The 18899-nt window shown below is 63.9% G+C and carries 13 protein-coding genes and 1 tRNA gene; 4 read left to right on the top strand and 10 right to left on the bottom strand.

All coding sequences use genetic code 11. The features are described 5' to 3' along the window. Positions 1-293: 293 nt before the first annotated feature. From AC1RPL_RS16975 to AC1RPL_RS16995, 5 genes are all read right to left on the bottom strand, one after another. Complete coding sequence (locus AC1RPL_RS16975; protein WP_493070873.1) at positions 294-956, bottom strand: hypothetical protein; 663 nt, start codon at positions 954-956, stop codon at positions 294-296. Positions 957-1207: 251 nt separating this feature from the next. Continuing rightward, on the bottom strand, positions 1208-1573 hold the full coding sequence (locus tag AC1RPL_RS16980) for a hypothetical protein (RefSeq protein WP_493070875.1): 366 nt from the start codon (positions 1571-1573) through the stop codon (positions 1208-1210). Positions 1574-1739: 166 nt separating this feature from the next. Then, positions 1740-1901 (bottom strand): DUF6771 family protein, encoded by a 162-nt coding sequence (locus AC1RPL_RS16985; RefSeq protein WP_493070877.1) that lies wholly within the window; start codon positions 1899-1901, stop codon positions 1740-1742. 6 nt (positions 1902-1907) lie between these two features. After that, a complete protein-coding gene (locus tag AC1RPL_RS16990) occupies positions 1908-2132 on the bottom strand; it encodes a conjugal transfer protein TraD (protein WP_493070879.1) in 225 nt (74 codons plus the stop codon). 31 nt (positions 2133-2163) lie between these two features. Continuing rightward, the gene (locus tag AC1RPL_RS16995) at positions 2164-2472 is read right to left on the bottom strand and encodes a conjugal transfer protein TraD (protein ID WP_493070881.1); all 309 of its coding nucleotides are present in this window, start codon (positions 2470-2472) and stop codon (positions 2164-2166) included. A 171-nt stretch (positions 2473-2643) separates the two neighbouring features. Here AC1RPL_RS16995 and traA point away from each other — a divergent pair, with 171 nt between their 5' ends. The 4 genes from traA to AC1RPL_RS17015 all read left to right on the top strand — a co-directional run bounded on the left by traA (position 2644) and on the right by AC1RPL_RS17015 (position 9061). Further along, positions 2644-5460: a Ti-type conjugative transfer relaxase TraA gene (gene traA, locus AC1RPL_RS17000; protein WP_493070883.1), complete on the top strand. Its 2817-nt coding sequence runs from the start codon at positions 2644-2646 to the stop codon at positions 5458-5460. 201 nt (positions 5461-5661) lie between these two features. Then, the gene (locus AC1RPL_RS17005) at positions 5662-6660 is read left to right on the top strand and encodes an ABC-three component system protein (protein WP_493070884.1); all 999 of its coding nucleotides are present in this window, start codon (positions 5662-5664) and stop codon (positions 6658-6660) included. After that, on the top strand, positions 6648-7160 hold the full coding sequence (locus AC1RPL_RS17010) for an ABC-three component system middle component 2 (protein WP_493070885.1): 513 nt from the start codon (positions 6648-6650) through the stop codon (positions 7158-7160). Before AC1RPL_RS17005 ends, AC1RPL_RS17010 begins: the two co-directional genes overlap by 13 nt. Further along, positions 7157-9061, top strand: coding sequence for an AAA family ATPase (locus AC1RPL_RS17015; protein ID WP_493070887.1), 1905 nt, complete (start codon positions 7157-7159; stop codon positions 9059-9061). Before AC1RPL_RS17010 ends, AC1RPL_RS17015 begins: the two co-directional genes overlap by 4 nt. A gap of 499 nt (positions 9062-9560) precedes the next feature. On the opposite strand, the gene AC1RPL_RS17020 is transcribed toward AC1RPL_RS17015, so the two are convergent. The 5 genes from AC1RPL_RS17020 to AC1RPL_RS17040 all read right to left on the bottom strand — a co-directional run bounded on the left by AC1RPL_RS17020 (position 9561) and on the right by AC1RPL_RS17040 (position 18748). Further along, complete coding sequence (locus AC1RPL_RS17020; RefSeq protein ID WP_493070889.1) at positions 9561-11324, bottom strand: UvrD-helicase domain-containing protein; 1764 nt, start codon at positions 11322-11324, stop codon at positions 9561-9563. Continuing rightward, complete coding sequence (locus AC1RPL_RS17025) at positions 11321-13099, bottom strand: ATP-dependent nuclease (RefSeq protein ID WP_493070891.1); 1779 nt, start codon at positions 13097-13099, stop codon at positions 11321-11323. Before AC1RPL_RS17025 ends, AC1RPL_RS17020 begins: the two co-directional genes overlap by 4 nt. An 81-nt stretch (positions 13100-13180) precedes the next feature. Beyond that, the gene (locus tag AC1RPL_RS17030) at positions 13181-16885 is read right to left on the bottom strand and encodes an AAA family ATPase (protein WP_493070893.1); all 3705 of its coding nucleotides are present in this window, start codon (positions 16883-16885) and stop codon (positions 13181-13183) included. After that, positions 16882-18114, bottom strand: a complete 1233-nt coding sequence (locus AC1RPL_RS17035; RefSeq protein ID WP_493070895.1) for an exonuclease SbcCD subunit D C-terminal domain-containing protein — start codon at positions 18112-18114, stop codon at positions 16882-16884. The genes AC1RPL_RS17030 and AC1RPL_RS17035 overlap by 4 nt, the downstream gene beginning before the upstream one ends. Before the next feature lie 560 nt (positions 18115-18674). Continuing rightward, positions 18675-18748: transfer RNA gene (locus AC1RPL_RS17040), tRNA-Gln, on the bottom strand. Positions 18749-18899 lie beyond the last annotated feature (151 nt).

Below are 18899 nucleotides of genomic sequence, written 5' to 3' on the forward strand. Positions count from 1 at the left end.
AGCCGCCCGACGGCCGAATTTGGGCGTTAGCTGCCTCGCCGCCGGCGAGCATGCGACCAAACGATGAGGCTGAACGTCCCCAGCATCGATACGGCAATAGCTGGCCACAAACCAAACATGCAGAAGGTGATCATGGTCGCGGCCCATCCTGCGAAGGATGCTCGCCATTCGGTCTTCGATCGTGGCCACATAGCGAACGGGGGAATTTGAACGTCCACAACTGGGCGGGAAGTGGACGCGCCGCTGTCAGCTCGTATTAGGGCAATGCCGTCGTCTCTTGGACGCAGGGAGCGCTACGGTGTCACCGGAGCCATCCACAGCGATTCATCCGGGAACGGCAAGCGGACGCTGGCTGCAAATTTCTTGCCGTCGATTACGACGGCGGCCTTTTCCGGTCTGCTGGCAAGGAACGCCTTCAACGCAGGTAGCTCGGCCGACGGTACAAAGATGCTATATGAATCGCCGCGTTTGCGAGTGGTAGCGTCTGTAAGGTGCGGCCAACGCCGCGGCCAGACGATGGATCGGGCGGGGGCATATTCGTAGGGCCAGACCATGACTTCAACGCTATCCGGCGACCACGCCCGTGCGTTTGAAGCTTGGAAGTTTCGGAGCTTATCGAAGGCGCCTGTTATAGCCTTCGGCAATTTCTCCCGCACCGACTTATCGGCCAGCGACCCATAAACCGAAATGTAAAACGGCTTGTTGTTACCGTAGACGAGTAATCGGTTATCTGGCTGATCGGTGGCACTCGCTGCACGATAGCCGCCGGCGAGCGCCGCTAACTCAGGATTTTCAAAGGCCCGCAACAAATCGGCTTGTTGGGCCTGATCCAGCTTGGTCGATCCTAAACCGTCTTTAGTTCGAAATATTACGGTCCCATCGCTGTAGAGCGCAAATGTCGGCGAATCAGAACCGATCACCATCAGCCACGGATCGGACGTCAACATAACGATCAATGGGTATGGAGTTGTGGAGGCTCGTGCAGCAGCAAGCGCTACCGGCCGATCGAAGAAAGCTGTCTGAGTTTGGTCGGCCTTCACAAGGGTAGTGTCTTGCGAAACTGCCGGCGCACTGCAATCCGCTAAGAATAAGAGAGCCATTGATAGGGCCATAACATTGAGTGATCTGCGGTTCATCGGAGTAAGATGAACGAACTGCCGTTTCCGGGCAAGCTGCTGGGATGGATGAACGACGGCCTTTGGGGCGTTTAGCTGCCGGTCGTTCGCGACGGATAGCGTCGCTTCAGACCGAGCATCAGCATAAGTCCTGAAGTAGCGAAGCTACCAAAGCCCATCAGAGCTAAATCCGGCCGCCCCATCAATACAGCCGCCGCGAACAAGATCCAAACCAGACGGTTTACGATGAGAAGCCGGTGGTCGCCGTAGGCCGATGAAAAAAGGTGCTCAAATAAGCCGCTTTTCTTCAAACTCTTCGCTGTCGAACTATTAAATTTCTCGATCGCTCTTCGGGTTGGCGTATCGAGCAGCGCGACGACGAACATCGCTCCCGCTAATGCGAGCAACGCCCCCGTCACTGGAGCGATTGTGGGACCGATCGATGCTGGAAACAGCATGCTAGGACCAGCACGATCGCGCCAATCCAAGAACCGGAAAGCGCAGGCCAGAAGAATGCGTCCGTCCAGCGGTCGATCATGGTAGCTCGCTACAGTGAAGCTGCCTGTTTGCCAATGTCCGCAATTGGGGGCGATAGCCGACAGTCTGCTTTTATGAGTCTATGGCCTAGCTGCTACTGCTTTCGTCGAGTGCGGCCGCGATCATCGCCGCGAGCGCTTCCTCGGCGCGTTCGCGCGTGCCAGCTTCCTTCGACTGCAATTCCTGTCGAATCCAGTCCGGTGTCCGAGCAATGATGGCGGCAACTCTCGCCTGAAGTGTTTCGCTCATGCTGTGCTATGACGACGTATCGCCTGTCGCGGCAAGTGCGAACGCTCGCCTCCCGCGCCGTTGCCAGAGCGCCAGAGCTTCATCACGGCCTTCGCTGCGCAGCGTCGCGGCGGCCTCGATCATGATGCCGAACAGTACCGCCCGATCATCGTCGGTCAGTTCGACCAGTTCCGCTTTCACCACCAGGCCGCCAAGCTCGATCAGACGGCGCGTGCGCTCGCGGCGTTTCACGACCCAAGCTCGCTTGTCGTCACGCGCGGTCCTAGCCTGTAGGCGATAGCGCGCCGCCGTCACCCGCCGCGACGCGCTGTCGATTGCCGTCAGCGCCGCTACGAGGTGCGGCTGCGCGCTGAAAGAAGGCCGCGCCGCGCTTGCGCCAGCCCTCCTTCGTCGCAGCATCCTTGGTGTCAGCTACGCTCAGCAACGCGCCGGCCAGTTGCTCGATCGGCAGCGCGTCTGCGCCACTGGCGATCAAGAGCTCGCCCAGCTGGCGGAGCTTCTGCTCGCGAAGCCGCCGAGCCTTGTCGTTGAGAGCCTTTAGCTCGGAGTCGTAGTCACGGGGTTTGCGCATCGCTCAATCCTCATTTGCGTAATGAGGATCGACCAGTTATCGCTGTTATCGATCAGCGACAACGCCCTGAAACTTCATGGGATTACGCAATCCCGACAAAGATGAATTCTTTGGAGGGCGCGCTTATACGTCGTGCCGACGTTGCTCGTGTAGTGTAAGTGGATTGCCGCCATGGCGATCTACCATTTCTCCGCCAAGATTATCTCCCGCGCCAACGGATCGTCGGCGTTGGCCTCCGCTGCCTATCGCTCCGCCTCCCGCCTCCATGACGAGCGGCTCGATCGCCACCACGACTTCTCGAACAAGTCGGGCGTCGCCCATTCCGAAGTGCTGCTGCCGGATGGCGCGCCCGAACATCTCGCCGATCGCGAGAAGCTCTGGAATGCGGTCGAGGCGGCCGAGCTGCGCAAGGACGCGCAGCTATCGCGGGAGGTGGAGTTCGCTATCCCGCGTGAGCTGGACCAGGCCGAAGGCATCCGATTGGCGCGCGACTTCGTAGAACAGGAGTTCGTCGCGCGGGGAATGACCGCTGATCTCAATGTGCACTGGGATATCGGCGCCGATGGCGAGCCCAAGCCGCACGCGCATGTGATGCTCACTCTGCGTGACGTCGACGAGAACGGCTTCGGCAAGAAGAACCGCGACTGGAACCGCACCGATCTTCTGGAGAAATGGCGCGAGCGCTGGGCCGAGCACGTCAACGCGCGGCTGGCTGAACTCGACATCGATGCACGCGTAGACCACCGCTCCCTAGACGCGCAGGGCATCGACCTTGAGCCCCAGCACAAGATCGGCCCGGCCGCTGCCCGGATGGCGGAACAGGGGCTCGCTTCCGAACGGCTGGAAGAGCACCATGCCATTGCCCGCGCCAATGGCGAGAAGCTGCTGGCGAATCCGGCGCTGGCGCTCGAAGCGATCACCCGCACCCAGGCGACCTTCACCACACGCGACCTGGCGATGTTCGTGCACCGGCATAGCGAGGGGAAGGACCAGTTCGACCGCGTGATGGCTGCGGTCCGCGCGTCGCCGGAATTGGTCACGCTCGGCAAGGATGGGCGGGGTCCGGACCGTTTCACCAGCCGCGACATGATCGAGGTTGAGAAGCGGCTCGAGCGCGCCACCGTCCGACTGGAAGTGAGCCGGCGGCACGGCATGGACGAGCAGCATCGCAAGCTCGCGCTGGCGCGCGCGGAGATGCGCGGACTGCTCCTATCGAGCGAGCAGCGCAGTGCCTTCGACCACGTGACAAAGGGCCGGGGGCTGGGCGTAGTGGTTGGCTATGCCGGTACTGGCAAATCGGCGATGCTCGGCGTCGCGCGTGAAGCGTGGGAGAGCGCCGGCTATTCTGTCCACGGCGTAGCGCTGTCCGGCATTGCCGCCGAGAACCTGGAAAGCGGCTCAGGCATAGCCTCACGCACTATCGCCAGCATGGAGCATCAATGGGCCGATGGCCGTGAATTACTGACCAACCGCGATGTGCTGGTGATCGACGAGGCCGGGATGATCGGCACGCGCCAGATGGAGCGCGTTCTTACCGAAGCCGAAAAGCGTGGCGCCAAGGTCGTGCTGGTCGGCGATCCCGAACAACTCCAGGCGATCGAGGCTGGCGCGGCTTTTCGCGCGACCGCGGAGCGGCATGGGAGTATCGAGATCACCGAGATTCGCCGCCAGCGCGAGGATTGGCAGCGCGATGCCACACGCTATCTGGCAACGGAGCGGACCGCGGAAGCGCTCAGCGCCTATAGCAGACACGACCGCATCCATGATGCCGAGACGCGCGCGGATGCACGCGCTGACCTGATTGAGCGCTGGGACCGCGATCGTCACGCCAAGCCAAGTGCTTCGCGGCTCATCCTCACCCACACGAATGACGAGGTGCGCGAACTCAATCTCGGCGCGCGCGATCGGCTGCGCGCTGGCGGCGAGCTGGGCGTGGACGCGATGATCATGACCGAGCGAGGGGTACGCGAGTTTGCGCCTGGCGACCGGATCATGTTCCTGCGTAACGAACGCAGTCTTGGCGTGAAGAACGGCTCGCTCGGGCAAGTGCAGTCAGTCACCCAGGCACGCATGGCAGTGCTGCTGGACGACGGGCGCTCGATCGCGTTTGATGTGAAGGACTATGCGAACCTCGATCACGGCTATGCCGCAACGGTTCACAAGGCACAGGGTGTGACGGTCGAACGTGTGCATGTGCTGGCCACACCAGGGCTCGACCGGCACGCTGCCTATGTCGCGTTGTCTCGTCACCGCGACAGCGTTGATCTCCATTATGGCCGCGATGATTTCGCAGATCGGCAAGCTCTGACCAGGGCGCTGTCACGGGAACGCGGGAAGGACATGGCCGCGGATTATCCGGCGCCCGAGCGGGCGCAGGTGCCGCAGCCGGGGCATAACCGCTTTGCTGGCCTGAAGCTTCGCGTCACGCCGGATGTGCCGGAACTGTCTCCGTTCGAGCGAGCAGTGGTGCGCGTGGCCCGTTCGGCAGCCGATATTCTGCGCGTCCGAACCGAAGGCTCTGCGGAACTTCCACATCAGCGTGCCGCACTCGACAAGGCTGTTGCTGAAATGGAGGGGCTACGTCCTGGGGTTAAGCGCGACCTGCAGAGCGTGTTCAATGCCGATCGCACGACGATCGATGAAGCGGCGAACGGGCGGCCGAAAAGGGCGATCCGGGCGATGGCTTTGGAAGCCGAGATGCGGGCCGATCCAGCCAAACGTGCCGACCAGTTTGTCGCGCGCTGGGATAAGCTGCAGAAGCAGTCCCAGCGCGCCTATGTGGCTGGCGACGTCACGGTCCAAGAGGCGATCCGGAACGAGATGGCGGGCATGGCGAAGAGCCTCGAACGAGACCCGCAGATGGAGTCGATCCTCTCAGCCCGCAAAGCGCAGCTCGGAATTACGATCGACACCGGCCGCCGGCTAGGAGCGGAGTTGGCGTTCAATCACGGGATCGACTTCGGAAGAGGACGCGGGCTTGGACGCTGAAGCGTGTCGCTTTTCGCCTCAACAGCGGTCATTTGACTTGCTTGCTGGCGATCCCGAAAGCGTCGCGCGTTCGCCGCGCTAAGAGGATTGCAGCGATCCGAACAGGTCGCGAATTCCGTCCTCACCGGCGCGCATCCCTCTCCCCTCGGCGCGTCCGTGCTGCTATGCGCGGTCCAGAAGAGGGGTGACCGGGGGGCACGCGTGATCAATTACGCAGCGCAGATCTATGCGCTCGACGATGACGATCTAGAACGCCTGATCGACGATTGGGTCGCGTCGATGCGGTCGCGCTATCCCGACAGCGACCGCTTCTCCGGTCCGGGCGACATGGGCCGCGACGTCGTCGGCTATCACAGCACCGCGCGGTTCGATGGCACCTGGGATAATTATCAGTGCAAGCAGCTGCGCAATCCACTCGGCGAACCTGCCATGCTCCGCGAGCTCGCCAAGATTTTCTTCCACAGCGCCGCTGGCCATTTCCCGCCGCCCGATCATTTCATCTTCGTCGCACCGCGCGGCGCGGTCCGCACGGTCCGGGCTCTCATCGCGACCCCGAGCACGATTGCGCCCAGGCTCATCGAACAGTGGGACACATGGTGCGCCGCGCATCTGGTCGAGAATGAACATCATCCTTTGTCGCCCTCGATCCGCCAGATCATTGACGCCTTCGCCTTCGAGAAGGTCTCGCTCCTGGAAGCCGGCAAGCTGGTGCGCACCGAGGCGATGAAGCCCGTCCTCGTCAGCTGGTTCTCAGCCGATCCCGGCGACGCGCCGGTCGGTGAAGCACCCGACCAGATGCAGGCCGAGGAGGCCGCTTATGTGGCGCAGCTCTTCGCTGCCTATAAGGAACGCGGTGCGCCGGACTTCGCGAGCGGCGAGGAGGCCTTGGAGCATGGCGAGTTCGGCAAGCATTTTCGTGTCCAGCGCGACCGCTTCTTCGATGCCGCAGCGTTCAAGCGCTACTACCGAGACAGCACCGAGCCGGCCGTGCTCGCCACCTTTGAGAAGGACATCTTCCACGGCGTCTATGATACGCATGGCCTCAACCATGCAGACACGATGGCCAAGATCGCGGCAGTTATGATCGAAGCCAAGAATGTCGAGGTGTCAGGGGTTTTGCAGCGTTATGCCCGGGTGCCCGTCAAACAGGGCGTGTGCCATCATTTCGCCAATGACGGAAAGCTCCCATGGTTGAAATGACAGCGGCACCGCTCAGCGAGGACGTACTGCTCTTCAACAGCCCGCTCGAAACCGGTCTGCGTACACTGGTCGTGCTTGACGCGTTGCATCCCCGAACTTGTTCGATGAGCGAGCTGACCTGGTTCGATCATCTGGTCGTCCATACCGCTGATATCGAGGGACCGGACAGCCTCCATCCCGATCTACCATCGCGCGGCGGCGAACTGCTGGTCCGCCGCCATCTCGTCGACCAGGGCATCCAGCTTCTCCTCCATGCGGATCTCGTCACAGTCATCGAAGGGGATGACGGCGTTCGCTATGCCGCCGGTGACGAATCGCCCTCCTTCGTCGACCTGCTCGAAACCCCATATGCGCGCGCCCTGAAACTGCGCGCCCAATGGCTGGCAGGCCGCTTCAAGGATCTGGCCGAAGATGTAGTCCGGTCGATCGTCCATGACCGTCTGGGCCGTTGGACCCTTGAATTTCAAGGTGCTGAAACTTTGCACGAGCCTTCGGCATGAACGGGCGGATCATCCTGCGCCATCTTGCCTTTGTTGGCGAGGGCCGGCCGGTGGCGATGCTCCGCTTCGACGATGGCGTGAACGTCGTTTATGGCGCCTCCAACACCGGCAAGTCGTTCACGCTCGCGGCCCTGAAATTTATGCTCGGCAGCTCGACCCCGCCGAGCGCCAACGAGCATATGGACGGCTATGAGGCCGCGCTCCTTGGTCTCGAGCTCGCCAGCTCCGGCGCAAAGACCCTGTACCGCGCAATTAAGGGCGGCGCGTTTCGGCTCTATGACGGCCTGCATAGCGAGGTACCCGACGACGCGACCTCCCAAATCCTGGTTGCCGAACATGTCGCGAACCGGACCGACACCCTGTCCTATCTAATCCTCGCTCATCTCAATATCGACGGTCGCAAGATCGTCCGGAATGAGAATGGCGAGCAGAATAATTTCACGCTGCGCAATTTCGACCCCTTCATCTTCGTCGATGAAAGCGCGATCATCGAGCAGCGTAGCCCCATCCTGTCCGGGCAGCGCGATAGCGCCACCTATGAGAAGAATGCCTTCCGGCTGGTGCTGACCGGACGTGACGATTCCGCCGTCGTCCCCGTGATCCCGTCGAAGATCCGCAAAGCCCGCCAAGCCGGTCAGAAGGAGCTGATCGAGCAGTGGATCGCCGATATCGACAAGCAGATCGATGCGGTCGGCAAGGATCGCGAACAGCTGACCGATCAGTCCAAGCAGCTTGAGGCAAGCCTGAACACAGTCCAGAGCGACCTAGCCCTGCGCCAACAGCGCATAGACGCCGCCACCCGCGAACGCAGGCTGGCGATCGATCAGCGCGACAAGACCTCGGCGCAAGCACGAGAGGTTGAACTCACCCTGGCGCGCTTCGCGCGGCTGATGGAAATTTACGAATCCGACGTCGAACGGCTCGATGCGCTCGAACAAGGGGGGCATCTGCTCCTAGCCCGCCTCGACCGACCTTGCCCACTCTGCGGCGCGGAAGCGGCGCATCATCATCATGATGGCAAGCGCGACGTCGAGCGCGCCAAAGCCACGGCGCGCGCCGAAGTTGCCCGCATCGATCGCGAACGTCAGGATTTGACCAGCACCATCAAGCTGCTCGAACAGGATGGCATTCGCCACGCAGACGGCCTCCAGCGTGTCGCCCGACGGATCGCCGCGGCCGACCGTTTGCTGGCAGCCCTCAGGCCCGAAGAAGCCCATCTGCGATCGAGTTATCAGGAGCGGTTGGAAAAGCGCGATGAGGTCCGCGAAAATCTGAAATTATACGAAGATCGCGACCGCCTCGCGGTCCAACTCTCCCAGATCTCAAGCGCGCCGGCGCCGGCCAAGCTCAATCTGACGATGGGCATTGATGGACCGACGGGCCACGAATTTTCGGTGAAGGTGGCCGAAGTCCTGAAAGCCTGGGGCTTTCCAGGCGAACCGACCGTCTCATTCGATTCGCAGAGCCAGGATATCTGGCTGGATGGCAAGGAGCGCCGCGCCAATGGCAAGGGCGTCCGAGCCGTCCTGCATTCGGCGTTCAAGGTCGCCACATTGCTCTTTTGCCAGGATAGGGGCCTTCCTCATCCCGGCATCCTGATCCTCGACACACCGCTTCTAACCTATCGCGAGCCGATCAAAGTGCCGCGTTATGGCGAGTTGGCCGCCGATGAAAAGGCACTTGCCGCGACGCCTTTGCACGAGGGCTTTTATCGCCACCTCGCCAGCCTCGCCGATCGAGCGCAATTCATCATTCTGGAGAATAGCGATCCGCCGGGTGCGCTGATTCCGTCGATCACGACGCATCTCTTCACCGGCGATCCAAATGACGGTCGTATGGGCTTCTTCCCTCCGCCTCCACCGCCTCCGGGCCAAGCCGTGAGCGGTGAGGAGCAGTCCTAGCCAGACGTCTTTGGGCCCTATGGCGCCCAGCATACATCGCAAAGCCTGTGTCTATCCATCACCGCCCATGATGGTGGAGTGAATTGATCGGCAAGGTCGGCATGGCGAGGTTGGACATCTAGCTGCTCGACTTGAATGAAGGTCGCCCACCGGGCGAGCCGATGCTGTGCTCGAACATCGCAGGCGTCGGCGGTGCAGTTAGGGTTAAACTCAGCCCGAACGTCTGCTTCTCCGGTTCTCGGAACTGGACCGGACAGACAGAAGCCGGCGCATTAGCGCACCTCGCGGCCTTCTTCATCTGAATGGCCGGAATTGGGCCGCTAGCGGTCAGGCAGGTTTCGGTCGAAGCGGAATGCAAAGCGGACGCTCGAACAAAAGACTGGCGGTGCCGCCAAGACCCTCACGCGGTCACTCGTTGCCCAATCGCCCCCGCCCAAAATCAGTTCGTTCATGCCGCCTAGTCAGTGCAATCCCGAGCAGCGAGCCACGACGATCCCGCTCAGTTTATGATATTGATGCCAGCCTGTCCGAGAAACGGACTCGGCGGGTTGTTCCATCGGTCGCGCTCGGCGACATACATCAGGAGGCGTTCGGCTCGAGTGATAGCGACGTAAAACTGCCGCTTCTCCGCCGCGATGTCGGTGGTGTTGTAATACGGGAACGATCCCGTGCGCATTCCGATAATGCAGACCGCTGCATATTCGCGCCCCTTGGCGCCATGTATCGTGGAAAGGCGAAGTGCCTTTGTAGGGCTGGCGAAGAGTCCCAGATGCTCGATGGAAAGGTTGGCGACGTCCACTTTCTGCCGGACCATGTCGGCCTTCATCTCCTGGACGGAGGCATAGAACAGACCGGACTGCTGTGCATCGACGTATCCCGCCTGCCGCAGGATATCACCCGTGGCCTGCGACATGGCGTCCAGCCATCCCAATGCGCCATGGCAGGCCTTGGCGAGGCTGACTGCTTCCCGCTGTAGTCTCACCAGGACCCGCCGACCCTCGAACCCGAACAGTTCAAGACGGGTCTCGCCACTTGCGTCCTGAACCGTGTGGAAGAGGGCGCGCTCGAGCTGCCTCGTCGTGTCGGGTGATGGCTCCACGATGGCGCCGCAGAGCTGCTCCGCCAGTTGGGCGAAGAGTCGAGACCGCTTGTAAGGGCGCGCGCCCGGGCCAACGATCGGGGTGCCAAAGTCCCGCAAGAGCTTGGCGAGTGCGATCAGCGAATACCAGTCCTTGGCGAGGATGACGGATTCCCCAAGCGGTATCCCGCTCGCCTCCAGCGTCGGAAGAAACTGTTCCGTAACCGCCTCGAAGGCCGTGCCACCCGCGACAAGCACTGGCTCCAGCGGGCAGTGGCGAGCTGGGCCGGCGGCGGTCATCGGTGGTACGCGCGGCAGCAGTCGTTCCCCATGGGCCACGATCCGCTGACTCGAACGGAAATTGAGAGAAAGGCTCAGGTCCGTGCGTGCGCCAATGTGCACGCCAAATGGCGCCACGAGTTCGGGTCTGGCGCCGGTGAAACCGTAGATCGACTGCGAGAGGTCGCCCACGGCGAAGAACTTGGACCGCCTCGTCGCGTGTAACAGCTTGAGAATCTCGACCTGCAGTTCGGTCGTGTCCTGGAACTCATCGACGAGAAACCAAGGGTGGCGGGCGCACAGCGAGCGCGCGATCTGAGGGTAGTCGCGCAGAAGCAAAAAGGCGCCGTGGACGATCTGGCCGAAATCGATGTAGCCGAGCTTGGCGCAGCGATCCCAGAAGTGCGGTGCCGCGCGACAAACGGCCTCGTTCCTCGCCGCCATTCCGATAATGTTCCCGGTCGCGTCGACGCTCAGGCTCTCGAAAGCCTCCAAGTCCGACTGTTGGAGGTGATGGAAGTTCACCTGTGCGGCCGCATGCTCGCAAATGGGCTCGAAATCGGAATTGTCCCGCGTCAGGACCTTACGCGCGCCCCCAAGTTCGGGCCGCAGCCAGGCAAACGGTCTCAGGATCGAGTGCAGACAGAACGAGTGGATCGTGGAGACATGAATGTGGGCCTCGTCACCCGCCTGCAGCTGTTCGCCCGCGCGCTGCTCAATCTCCTGCACGGCCGTGTTAGTGTAAGTGATGCAGCAGATCGACTTCGGCGACCCTCGCACCTCCTCGATCTCGGCGACCAGCTTCGCGATCAGCGTGCGGGTCTTGCCGCTGCCGGGGCAGGCGGTGAGCAGCAGGTTACCGGTCCAAACGACGGCATCGCGCTGCTCATCCGTGAGCAGGCTCACCATAGCCGTAGCCAGTTCACCGCCTGCTCGATGTAAGGCGGCAGTCGGGTAGCCTGATCGACATGCCGTGCGGCCGCCTGGGCGAATCGGGCTTTACCGAACCTGATCGCGGTTCTGAGCACCTTCCTCTTCAGTTCCTCGTTGACGCCGAATGTCACCGCGGTCTCCAGGTTGGCCTTGATCCTCGGAGCACCGACGTCGGCGGCTGCGGCGGCCAGCATGGCGGCATTGCCGTCCAGCGTGATCTCCCGCTCGAAGGTCGTTGCACCCACGAAAGCACGGACGAAGTCGTTCTGGAGTGCCGCAAGGTCTTCCGGCGGAGGGACGTCGTCCTCGGGTTCAGTGGTACCCGGAGCACGGTCGGCATCGGCGACGATCGCGCACCGCTTCGGCATGCAGTCGGCTGCGAACATCCGCGCGAACGGACCGAAATGAGTGCCGTGTATCGACACGACCGAGATACCCTCGCGCTCCAGGTCAACGCCCATCACCCGCTTCACCAATGGTGGGATGAGAAGGAGCTCAGCCGGCCCCTCGACCAGCATCACGCGCCGCGCGAACAGCAGGTTTGACTTCGTCGCATCGAGGTATCGTTCGAGGTCCTGGCGGTCGTTGGGGGTAAGGCCGGTCGCCCGCCCGGGGACGGCGGCGACCGCGATGCCGCTCGGCTGCTGCGAGAGCACGGTGAACGATGAGAGCGGCGCGCCGGCGGTTACCTGGGTGCTGTGGGTCGTGGCGATCACCTGGAACGGGAGCTGCCGCATCGCGTCCATAAGGGTCGCCTGGAGCTGGGGGTGCAGGTGCGCCTCCGGTTCCTCGATCAAGATGAGCTCGCCGGCGGCATCGCCCCCCGCGGCGCGTTTCCTGAACTGCTCGATCAGCATCGCGATGAAAAGGATGTTGTTTAGCCCGAGGCCATTTCGGCGGGGTTCGACGTTCTGCGCGAGCGCCCCCGACAACAGGACGATCAGGTTCCGCATGATCGAGGCGAACGTCGGGGCGGACAGCCCAAGGCCGACGTCAAGAAAGAATGCCGGACCGGTGATATCTTTAAGAGCGTTGTCCACCGAACTCGCCAAGTCCTTGATCGAGGGCGAGGCCTCGATCTGCGCGTTCACTGCCTTTACGGCATCCACGATCGCCGCCTGCTCGGTCGGCTCCACCTCGCTCGCCTCGATCAGCTTCATCAGCGGCGAGCGACGGAACTGCTGCAGGTCGGCCTCGACATCCCGTAATGCGGGCAAGAAGACGACCAGGTAGGACTGCAGGATCTGCAGGCCAACGGATGTCGCGCCGAGATCAGCGTTCTCGTGGGACCAATCGACAGTGGCGATGTCAATGACCGGATTGCCACCGCCAAACAGTTCCCAGCCGAAGTCGTCGAGTGTCAGCGCCCGATCCAGCTCGTCCGCCGCGATGGCCTCGCGGATGAGGCGCTTCGGTCGGAACCGGTAGAAGAGCCGGGCACGATCGGGACCGATCTGCGTCCCATGCAGTAGGGCCTCCTCGTTCTCGTTGCCCTCGAAACCGGTGAACTCGACTGCGACGAGCACCTGGAACGGCTTAGTCTGATCGACCGTGCAGTGCACGTCCTCCTTGCTCAACGCGCGGAAGGCCGAGGACAGCGTAACGTCGAGACAGAGCCGTATGCCGTGGATGAGCGTCGATTTACCTGTGTTGTTCTCTCCGATGACGACGGTCGCCGCCTCGGTGATGGGGACGTCCAGCGACTGGATCGCGCGCAGGTTCTTGATGACGAGTCTGCTCAGCCTCAACTTTCATCCCCTTCGCGCTTCTCGGGCGGGTGCGTATCCGCTGCATCGCTGGCTGGGGTACGGTTGGCGTGCCGTTCCATATCAGCCCTGCACCTCGATCGCGCTTATGCCGTTCGACGCTGGCGAAACCACGATCTTGACCGCGATGCGCTCCTTCACATCCTCGATGTGGCTGATCACGCCGACCCGCCGCCCCGTCGCGTGGAGCTGCTCGAGCACGCCAATGGCTTGGCCGAGACTGGCGCTGTCGAGGGCGCCGAACCCCTCGTCGATGAAGAGGCTTTCGACCCGCAGCCCCTGACCGGTCGACATCTCGGAAAGCCCGAGCGCCAACGCGAGGCTGACAAGGAATCGCTCTCCGCCCGACAGGTTCGTCAGACCGCGGACCTCACCGGCCATGTCGTGGTCGACGACCTGCACGATCATCTCGCCGCCCGGCGCGCGCTCGAGGGAATAGCGCGGCTTGAGCTCGCCGAGGCGCGCGTTCGCGTGGAGCAGCAGCCGCTCGAGCGTCAGGCCCTGCGCGTAGCGCCGGAACTTGTTGCCCGTCGCGTCGCCGATCAGCACGTCCAGCTGGAACCAGGGTTGCGCCGCGGTTCGCTCCTGTTCGAGCGTCGCGCGTAGCGCCGCCGTCGCCTCGCGCGCTCGGTCGTCCTGGCGGATGACCATCTCCGCCTCGCTCAGCGTCGTGCGAGCCGCTGCCTCAGCGGCGGTGGCTTCGAGCAGAGCGGCTTCCATCTCCTCGACCGACAAGGCCGGCGCATCCGTAGCCTGATGCGCATCCCGGTCCCCGACACGCGAGCGCAGTTCCGTCTCGGCGACCACGACCGCCCGGTCGACCTCGGCCAGCGCTCGCGCCTCAGCCTCGAGCGCCGCTTCGCCGGTGGCCGCCACCTCGGCGACTACCTCGACGTCCACCGCTTTTGACGTGAGCTCGCGTTCCAGCATTGCCCGGCGCGTGGCCGCGTGCACCCGCTCGATCTCGAGCGATGCCACGGCCTGCTCGTGCCTCGCCTTGGCGGCTACCGCCGCCGAACGCGCATCGGTCGAAGCGAGGCGCGTCGCCTCGCGGATTGACCTGGCCACCTCGACGGCTGTTCCCAACCGGTTCGCGACATCGGCGGCCGCCTGCCCATCAAGCAGTGTCGCCCGGTCAGCAGCCAGCCGGTCCCGCTCTTCACGGCACGACGTCTCGGCACCGGTGGCCCCCTCAAGCCGCGACGTGTTCCTCCCGTGCTCTACCTCCGCGTCGTTGGCGACCTTGGTCAGGCCCGGCAGGTCAGCGTCGATCCCGGCCATCCTCTGCGACCGCGACCCCCATTCCTCAACGAGCTGGTCCAGCGCCGTGACGGCCGAGCGCTCCTCCCGCCAGTCGAAGTGAATGCCGAGGGCGGCGTCGAGCTCCGCGACGAGGGTGTCACGGCGTCGCGTCGCCACGTTCATCCGTTCAACGGCGAGCGCGCGCTCGGAATCCAAGTTCCGGACGGCCTGATCTGCCGCGCGCTCGATGTCGATCGCCTTGGTGAACGCGGACCGGGCCGCTTCCAAAGCCGACGCGGCCAGTCGTTCGGCATCTCGCGCGGCCGACGTCCGACGGCGCTCGCCGTCGACCCGCTGCAGCCGGGCCGCGACCTCCGCCCGGATTGCTGCCGCATCGCCTGCCTGAAGGCCGACGGGTTCCAGGACCGCCGCCAACGCAATTGACGCACCTTCACGGCGCTCGATGGCCTGGGCGAGACCGGTCGCGCCCCTGTCGATGCGCACTGATGCCGCGTCACTACGCTCGCGGTCCTGCTGGATGCGATCCGAGAGAACTGCGCGCTCCCGTTCGAGCGTCGCAATCTCCGCGGCCAGGTCGGCCACGCGCTCCGCGTCGGCGGCGGCGCGGCCGTCGAGCAGGCCGGCCAATGTGGCCACGGCATGGTCGGTGCCGCCGCAGACAGGGCAAGGTTCGCCGGGCACCAAGGCGACGCGGAGCTGCGCGGCCGCATCGCCAGACGCGGCTGCCGAGAGCGCGCCGGCCCGCAACGCCTCCTCATGACGAGCAACGAGCGTTGGCAGCGCAGCGTCGGTCTCGATGCGGTGCGCCTCGGCTGCGGCTACCTGGCGTGCGAGCCGCTCCACCTCGGCGCGATCGGTCGCCATCGACCCATCAAGCCGTGCGGCGTCACTGTCGGAGCGCTCGAACGCGAGCAAACACGGCTCGATGGCGACAAGCCGGTCACGCTCGAGCTCGCAGGATGCAGCGGCTTCAGACGTTGGCACGGCACCGCGGGCAGTCTCGCATTCACGCTCGGCGGACTCGAGGGCGCGGCGCGCCTCTCCCACGGTCGTCACCGCGTCTGACAAGTAGGTGTGTGCCGCGGCCCGCCTCGTTGCCAAGCCGTCGAGAGCGGCCTGCATCTCGGCCACGCCGGTCGCAACCTCCGCGTGCTCGGCGAGATCCGCGGCGAGGTCGTCGCGCCGAGCCGAGACCCTTTCGCGAGCCCGGTTGCCGTCTAGCCAGGCTGACAGGCCCGTCCGCTCCTCGGTCAATTCGTGAAGCGTCACGACGGCGACAGCGCGGGCGGCGGCGCTCGCCTCGGCCTCGCCGGCGGCAGCAAGGCGGGCGTTGCCCAGCATTTCGAGCGTCCCGTCCAATTCCACCAGCCGTGCGTCCAGGGCGCGAGCCGCCTCGAGGTCGGGACGCGCCCGCTCGAGCTCTCGAGCCGCCAGCGTGAGGGTCTCGACGGCCAGCGCCTCGGCAGCGGCGGCGGTGATGACGCAGCCGTCGGCCGTCTCGCCATCCTTCCTGAGCGTCTCGTTCCGAAGCACCGTCGACGCGACCTTCGCTTCGGCCTCGTTAAGCCCCTGCCAGGCCGGGACGACCGAGTGCGCAAGCCTACGGGCGGCGAGGCGGACGCGGCGGGGCTCAGCCTCCGCACGGCTCCGGTCCGCCGCGTCGCGGGAGAGTTCGGCTAACCTCACGCGCTCGGTCAGTTCGCCTGCACGCGCGTGCCATCCCCGATCCCGCTCGCGGGCCGTGAGGACGGTTTGCGCGGCGTCGTGATCAGCCTTCGCGCAGGCAAGCCGCTCCTCGGCCTCCGAGCGCTTGATGTCGTCGAGACCGTTCTGCGCACCGATGCGCATCTCGACATCCGCCAGAGCACCGCGCAACACTTCGGCCTTGGCCCGTGCGGCCATGCCGAGACGCGCGTAGAGGTCAGTGCCGGTCAGCTTTTCGAGCAGTTCAGCACGCGTGTTGGAGTCGGCGTCGATAAAGGCGTTGAAGTCGCCCTGCGCCAGCATCACCGCGCGGCCGAACTGCTGTGCAGTCAGCCCGACCTTTTCCTTGATCGCCTGCAAGGTCTCCGTTCGGGTCCCGCCATAGACCTCGCCCGTCTCCAGGTTCGTGAAGGTCTGCACGACCGCCTGCAACGTACCATCCGGCCGAAGTCTCGCACGCTTTACGTACCACCGGGCCCGGTAGCGCCCGCCGTCCAACCCTACGAAGTCGACCTCGGCGAAGCCCTCGCCCGCACGGTGGCGCAGGAGGCCGCGCGCGTCGTCGGCCTGTAGGATCTCGCCGCCTGCAACGCCGATCTGTCCACGCGCCGCCGAGCCGAGGCGGGGGACATGGTTGAACAGCGCCAGGCAGACGGCATCGAGCAGCGTCGACTTGCCGGCGCCGGTAGGCCCGGTGATCGCGAAGATGCCCGCCGACGCGAGCGGTTCGGCCTCGAAGTTGACCTCGAAGTCGCCCGCCAGACTGGTGAGGTTCTGACCCCTAATCGCCAGCACCCTCATGGCAGTGTGTCCGACTGGACCGCGATGACGAGTTCGGCGAATGCCCGTGCGAGCGTAGGGTCAGGCTCGGCGGCGTAGCGTTCGGCGTGCAGCGACGAGAACACCGCATCCGGCTCGAGCGCGTCTAGCGCCTCGCCGCGACCCGATAGGCCCTCGCGCGTGCGGGCCTCGGGATAGACCGACCGTATGCGCGTAAGCCGGATCGGCTTACCCTCGAGCGCCGCGTGGACGCGCGCGGTGACGCCCGCCTGCGGCCGGTCGAGCAGCACGGCGACCTCGACGAACGGCCGCTGTCCCGGTGATGCCGGTTCGCCGAAATCGAAGGCCGCCAGCGCGAGCTCGACCTCCTCCAACGATTGCGCGCCCGCAGGCGGAAACGACACGAACGGTGCCAGCCGGGGGATCTCGATCACCGTCAGGTCGGGGCCATCTCGGCCGAGGTCGACGACCGAGATCGAATGCCGGTAGTCCCGCTCTGCGATCGAGAGCGGCAGCGGCGAACCCGCATACCGGATCAGGGTATCGCCGGCGATCGTCTGGGGCCGGTGGAGGTGGCCCAGCGCCACGTAGGTCGCGCGCGCATCGAACAGGCTGGCAGCCTCCGCCTCCTCGCCGCCGACGACGATCCGGCGCTCGGATTCTATCGACACGTCGCCGCCGGACACGTGAAGATGCCCCGTGAGCACGATCGGCACCCCGTCCGCGATCCCGGCGGCCGCGGTCGTCACCTCCGCGTAGAGCGACGCGAGGTTGCCACGTCCCAGATCCCCAGGTCGGCAATAGGGGATCGCGGCAAGCAGCGCCGCCGGCTGGCCATCACGATCGACGAGCGGGACGAGGAGCTCGTCCATGTCCAGCGCGCCGTCGCATCGAGGAAGCTGACCCACCAGGCGGACCCGTCCCCGACCGAGGAGCGAAGAGGGCAGGTTTATCCGCGCGGCTGAATCGTGGTTGCCACCGACGATGACGACCTGCAGCCGGGGATAGCGGGCCAAGGCGTCGCGCAGGAACGCGTAGAAGCGGGCGGTCGCGGAGACGGGAGGGTTCGCGACGTCGAAGATGTCGCCGGTCACGACCAGCGCGTCGGCCGCCAACTCGCCTAGCTGTTCGATCAGCCATGCGAGGAAGGCGTCATGCTCCTCCTGACGGTCATGACCATGCAGTTCCTGGCCGATGTGCCAATCCGACGTGTGAAGAAGACGCAGAGAAGATTCCAGGTGGGACGACATTGCCAACAGGTTATCGCGTTCAGCGCGAGATCCAAGAGCTGGCTTAGAAACAAGTATACGGACCTTCTTAAGCGCTCGGAATCGACGCGGCTGCTTTTCAAGCACCCAGCCGATCGGCCCAAGGTCCCGCCACCTGAGCGAACGACGGCTTGCGGGACGTTGGATAGGCCTCGCAAACGTCCGATATTGGGGCGCTTAGCGGTCGCAAGCTGCGCCATGTCGGGCCAGAAAATCGCACGTACAGTGGTAGGAGAAGTGGTGGGTCGCTCGTCCTTAGCTTAAGTTTGTTCGAACGGTTTCAATATCTTATGGAGAATTCTAAACTTCCTCCCGCTCGCTATGCATCGAGAGTTCCGCGTTCCTCGATCAGTCACGCGCTTACATGAAGGCACCAGATCAACTCGATCGACGAGCAGGAACTGTCGAATCGCCAGGAAGGCGCTCAATTCGGGCTGGGAAGCACGCAAGCGCACAGCTAACGCGCTGTGGGAACCGATGAGGGACCGATTTTAGCGGATCTTCAGTAAGTTACTGAAAGGCAAAGGAATTTTTTGGTAGATTGGATGCCCCGTGAGGATTCGAACCTCAATTAACGGAGTCAGAGTCCGTAGTCTTACCTTTAGACGACAGGGCATCACGCGACGTCAAAGTCGCAGGCGGGGGGCAATAAGGCGACCAAACCGCGCTGTCAACGCGGGAAAAGGCGGATGCCTTGCTCCGCGCGACGGTCTCCGCTAGCCTCGCTTTCAAGCACCGGCGGCGAAAAGCCGTGACGGAATAGAACA

The organism is Sphingomonas sp. GW821-FHT12D09, from assembly GCF_058807215.1.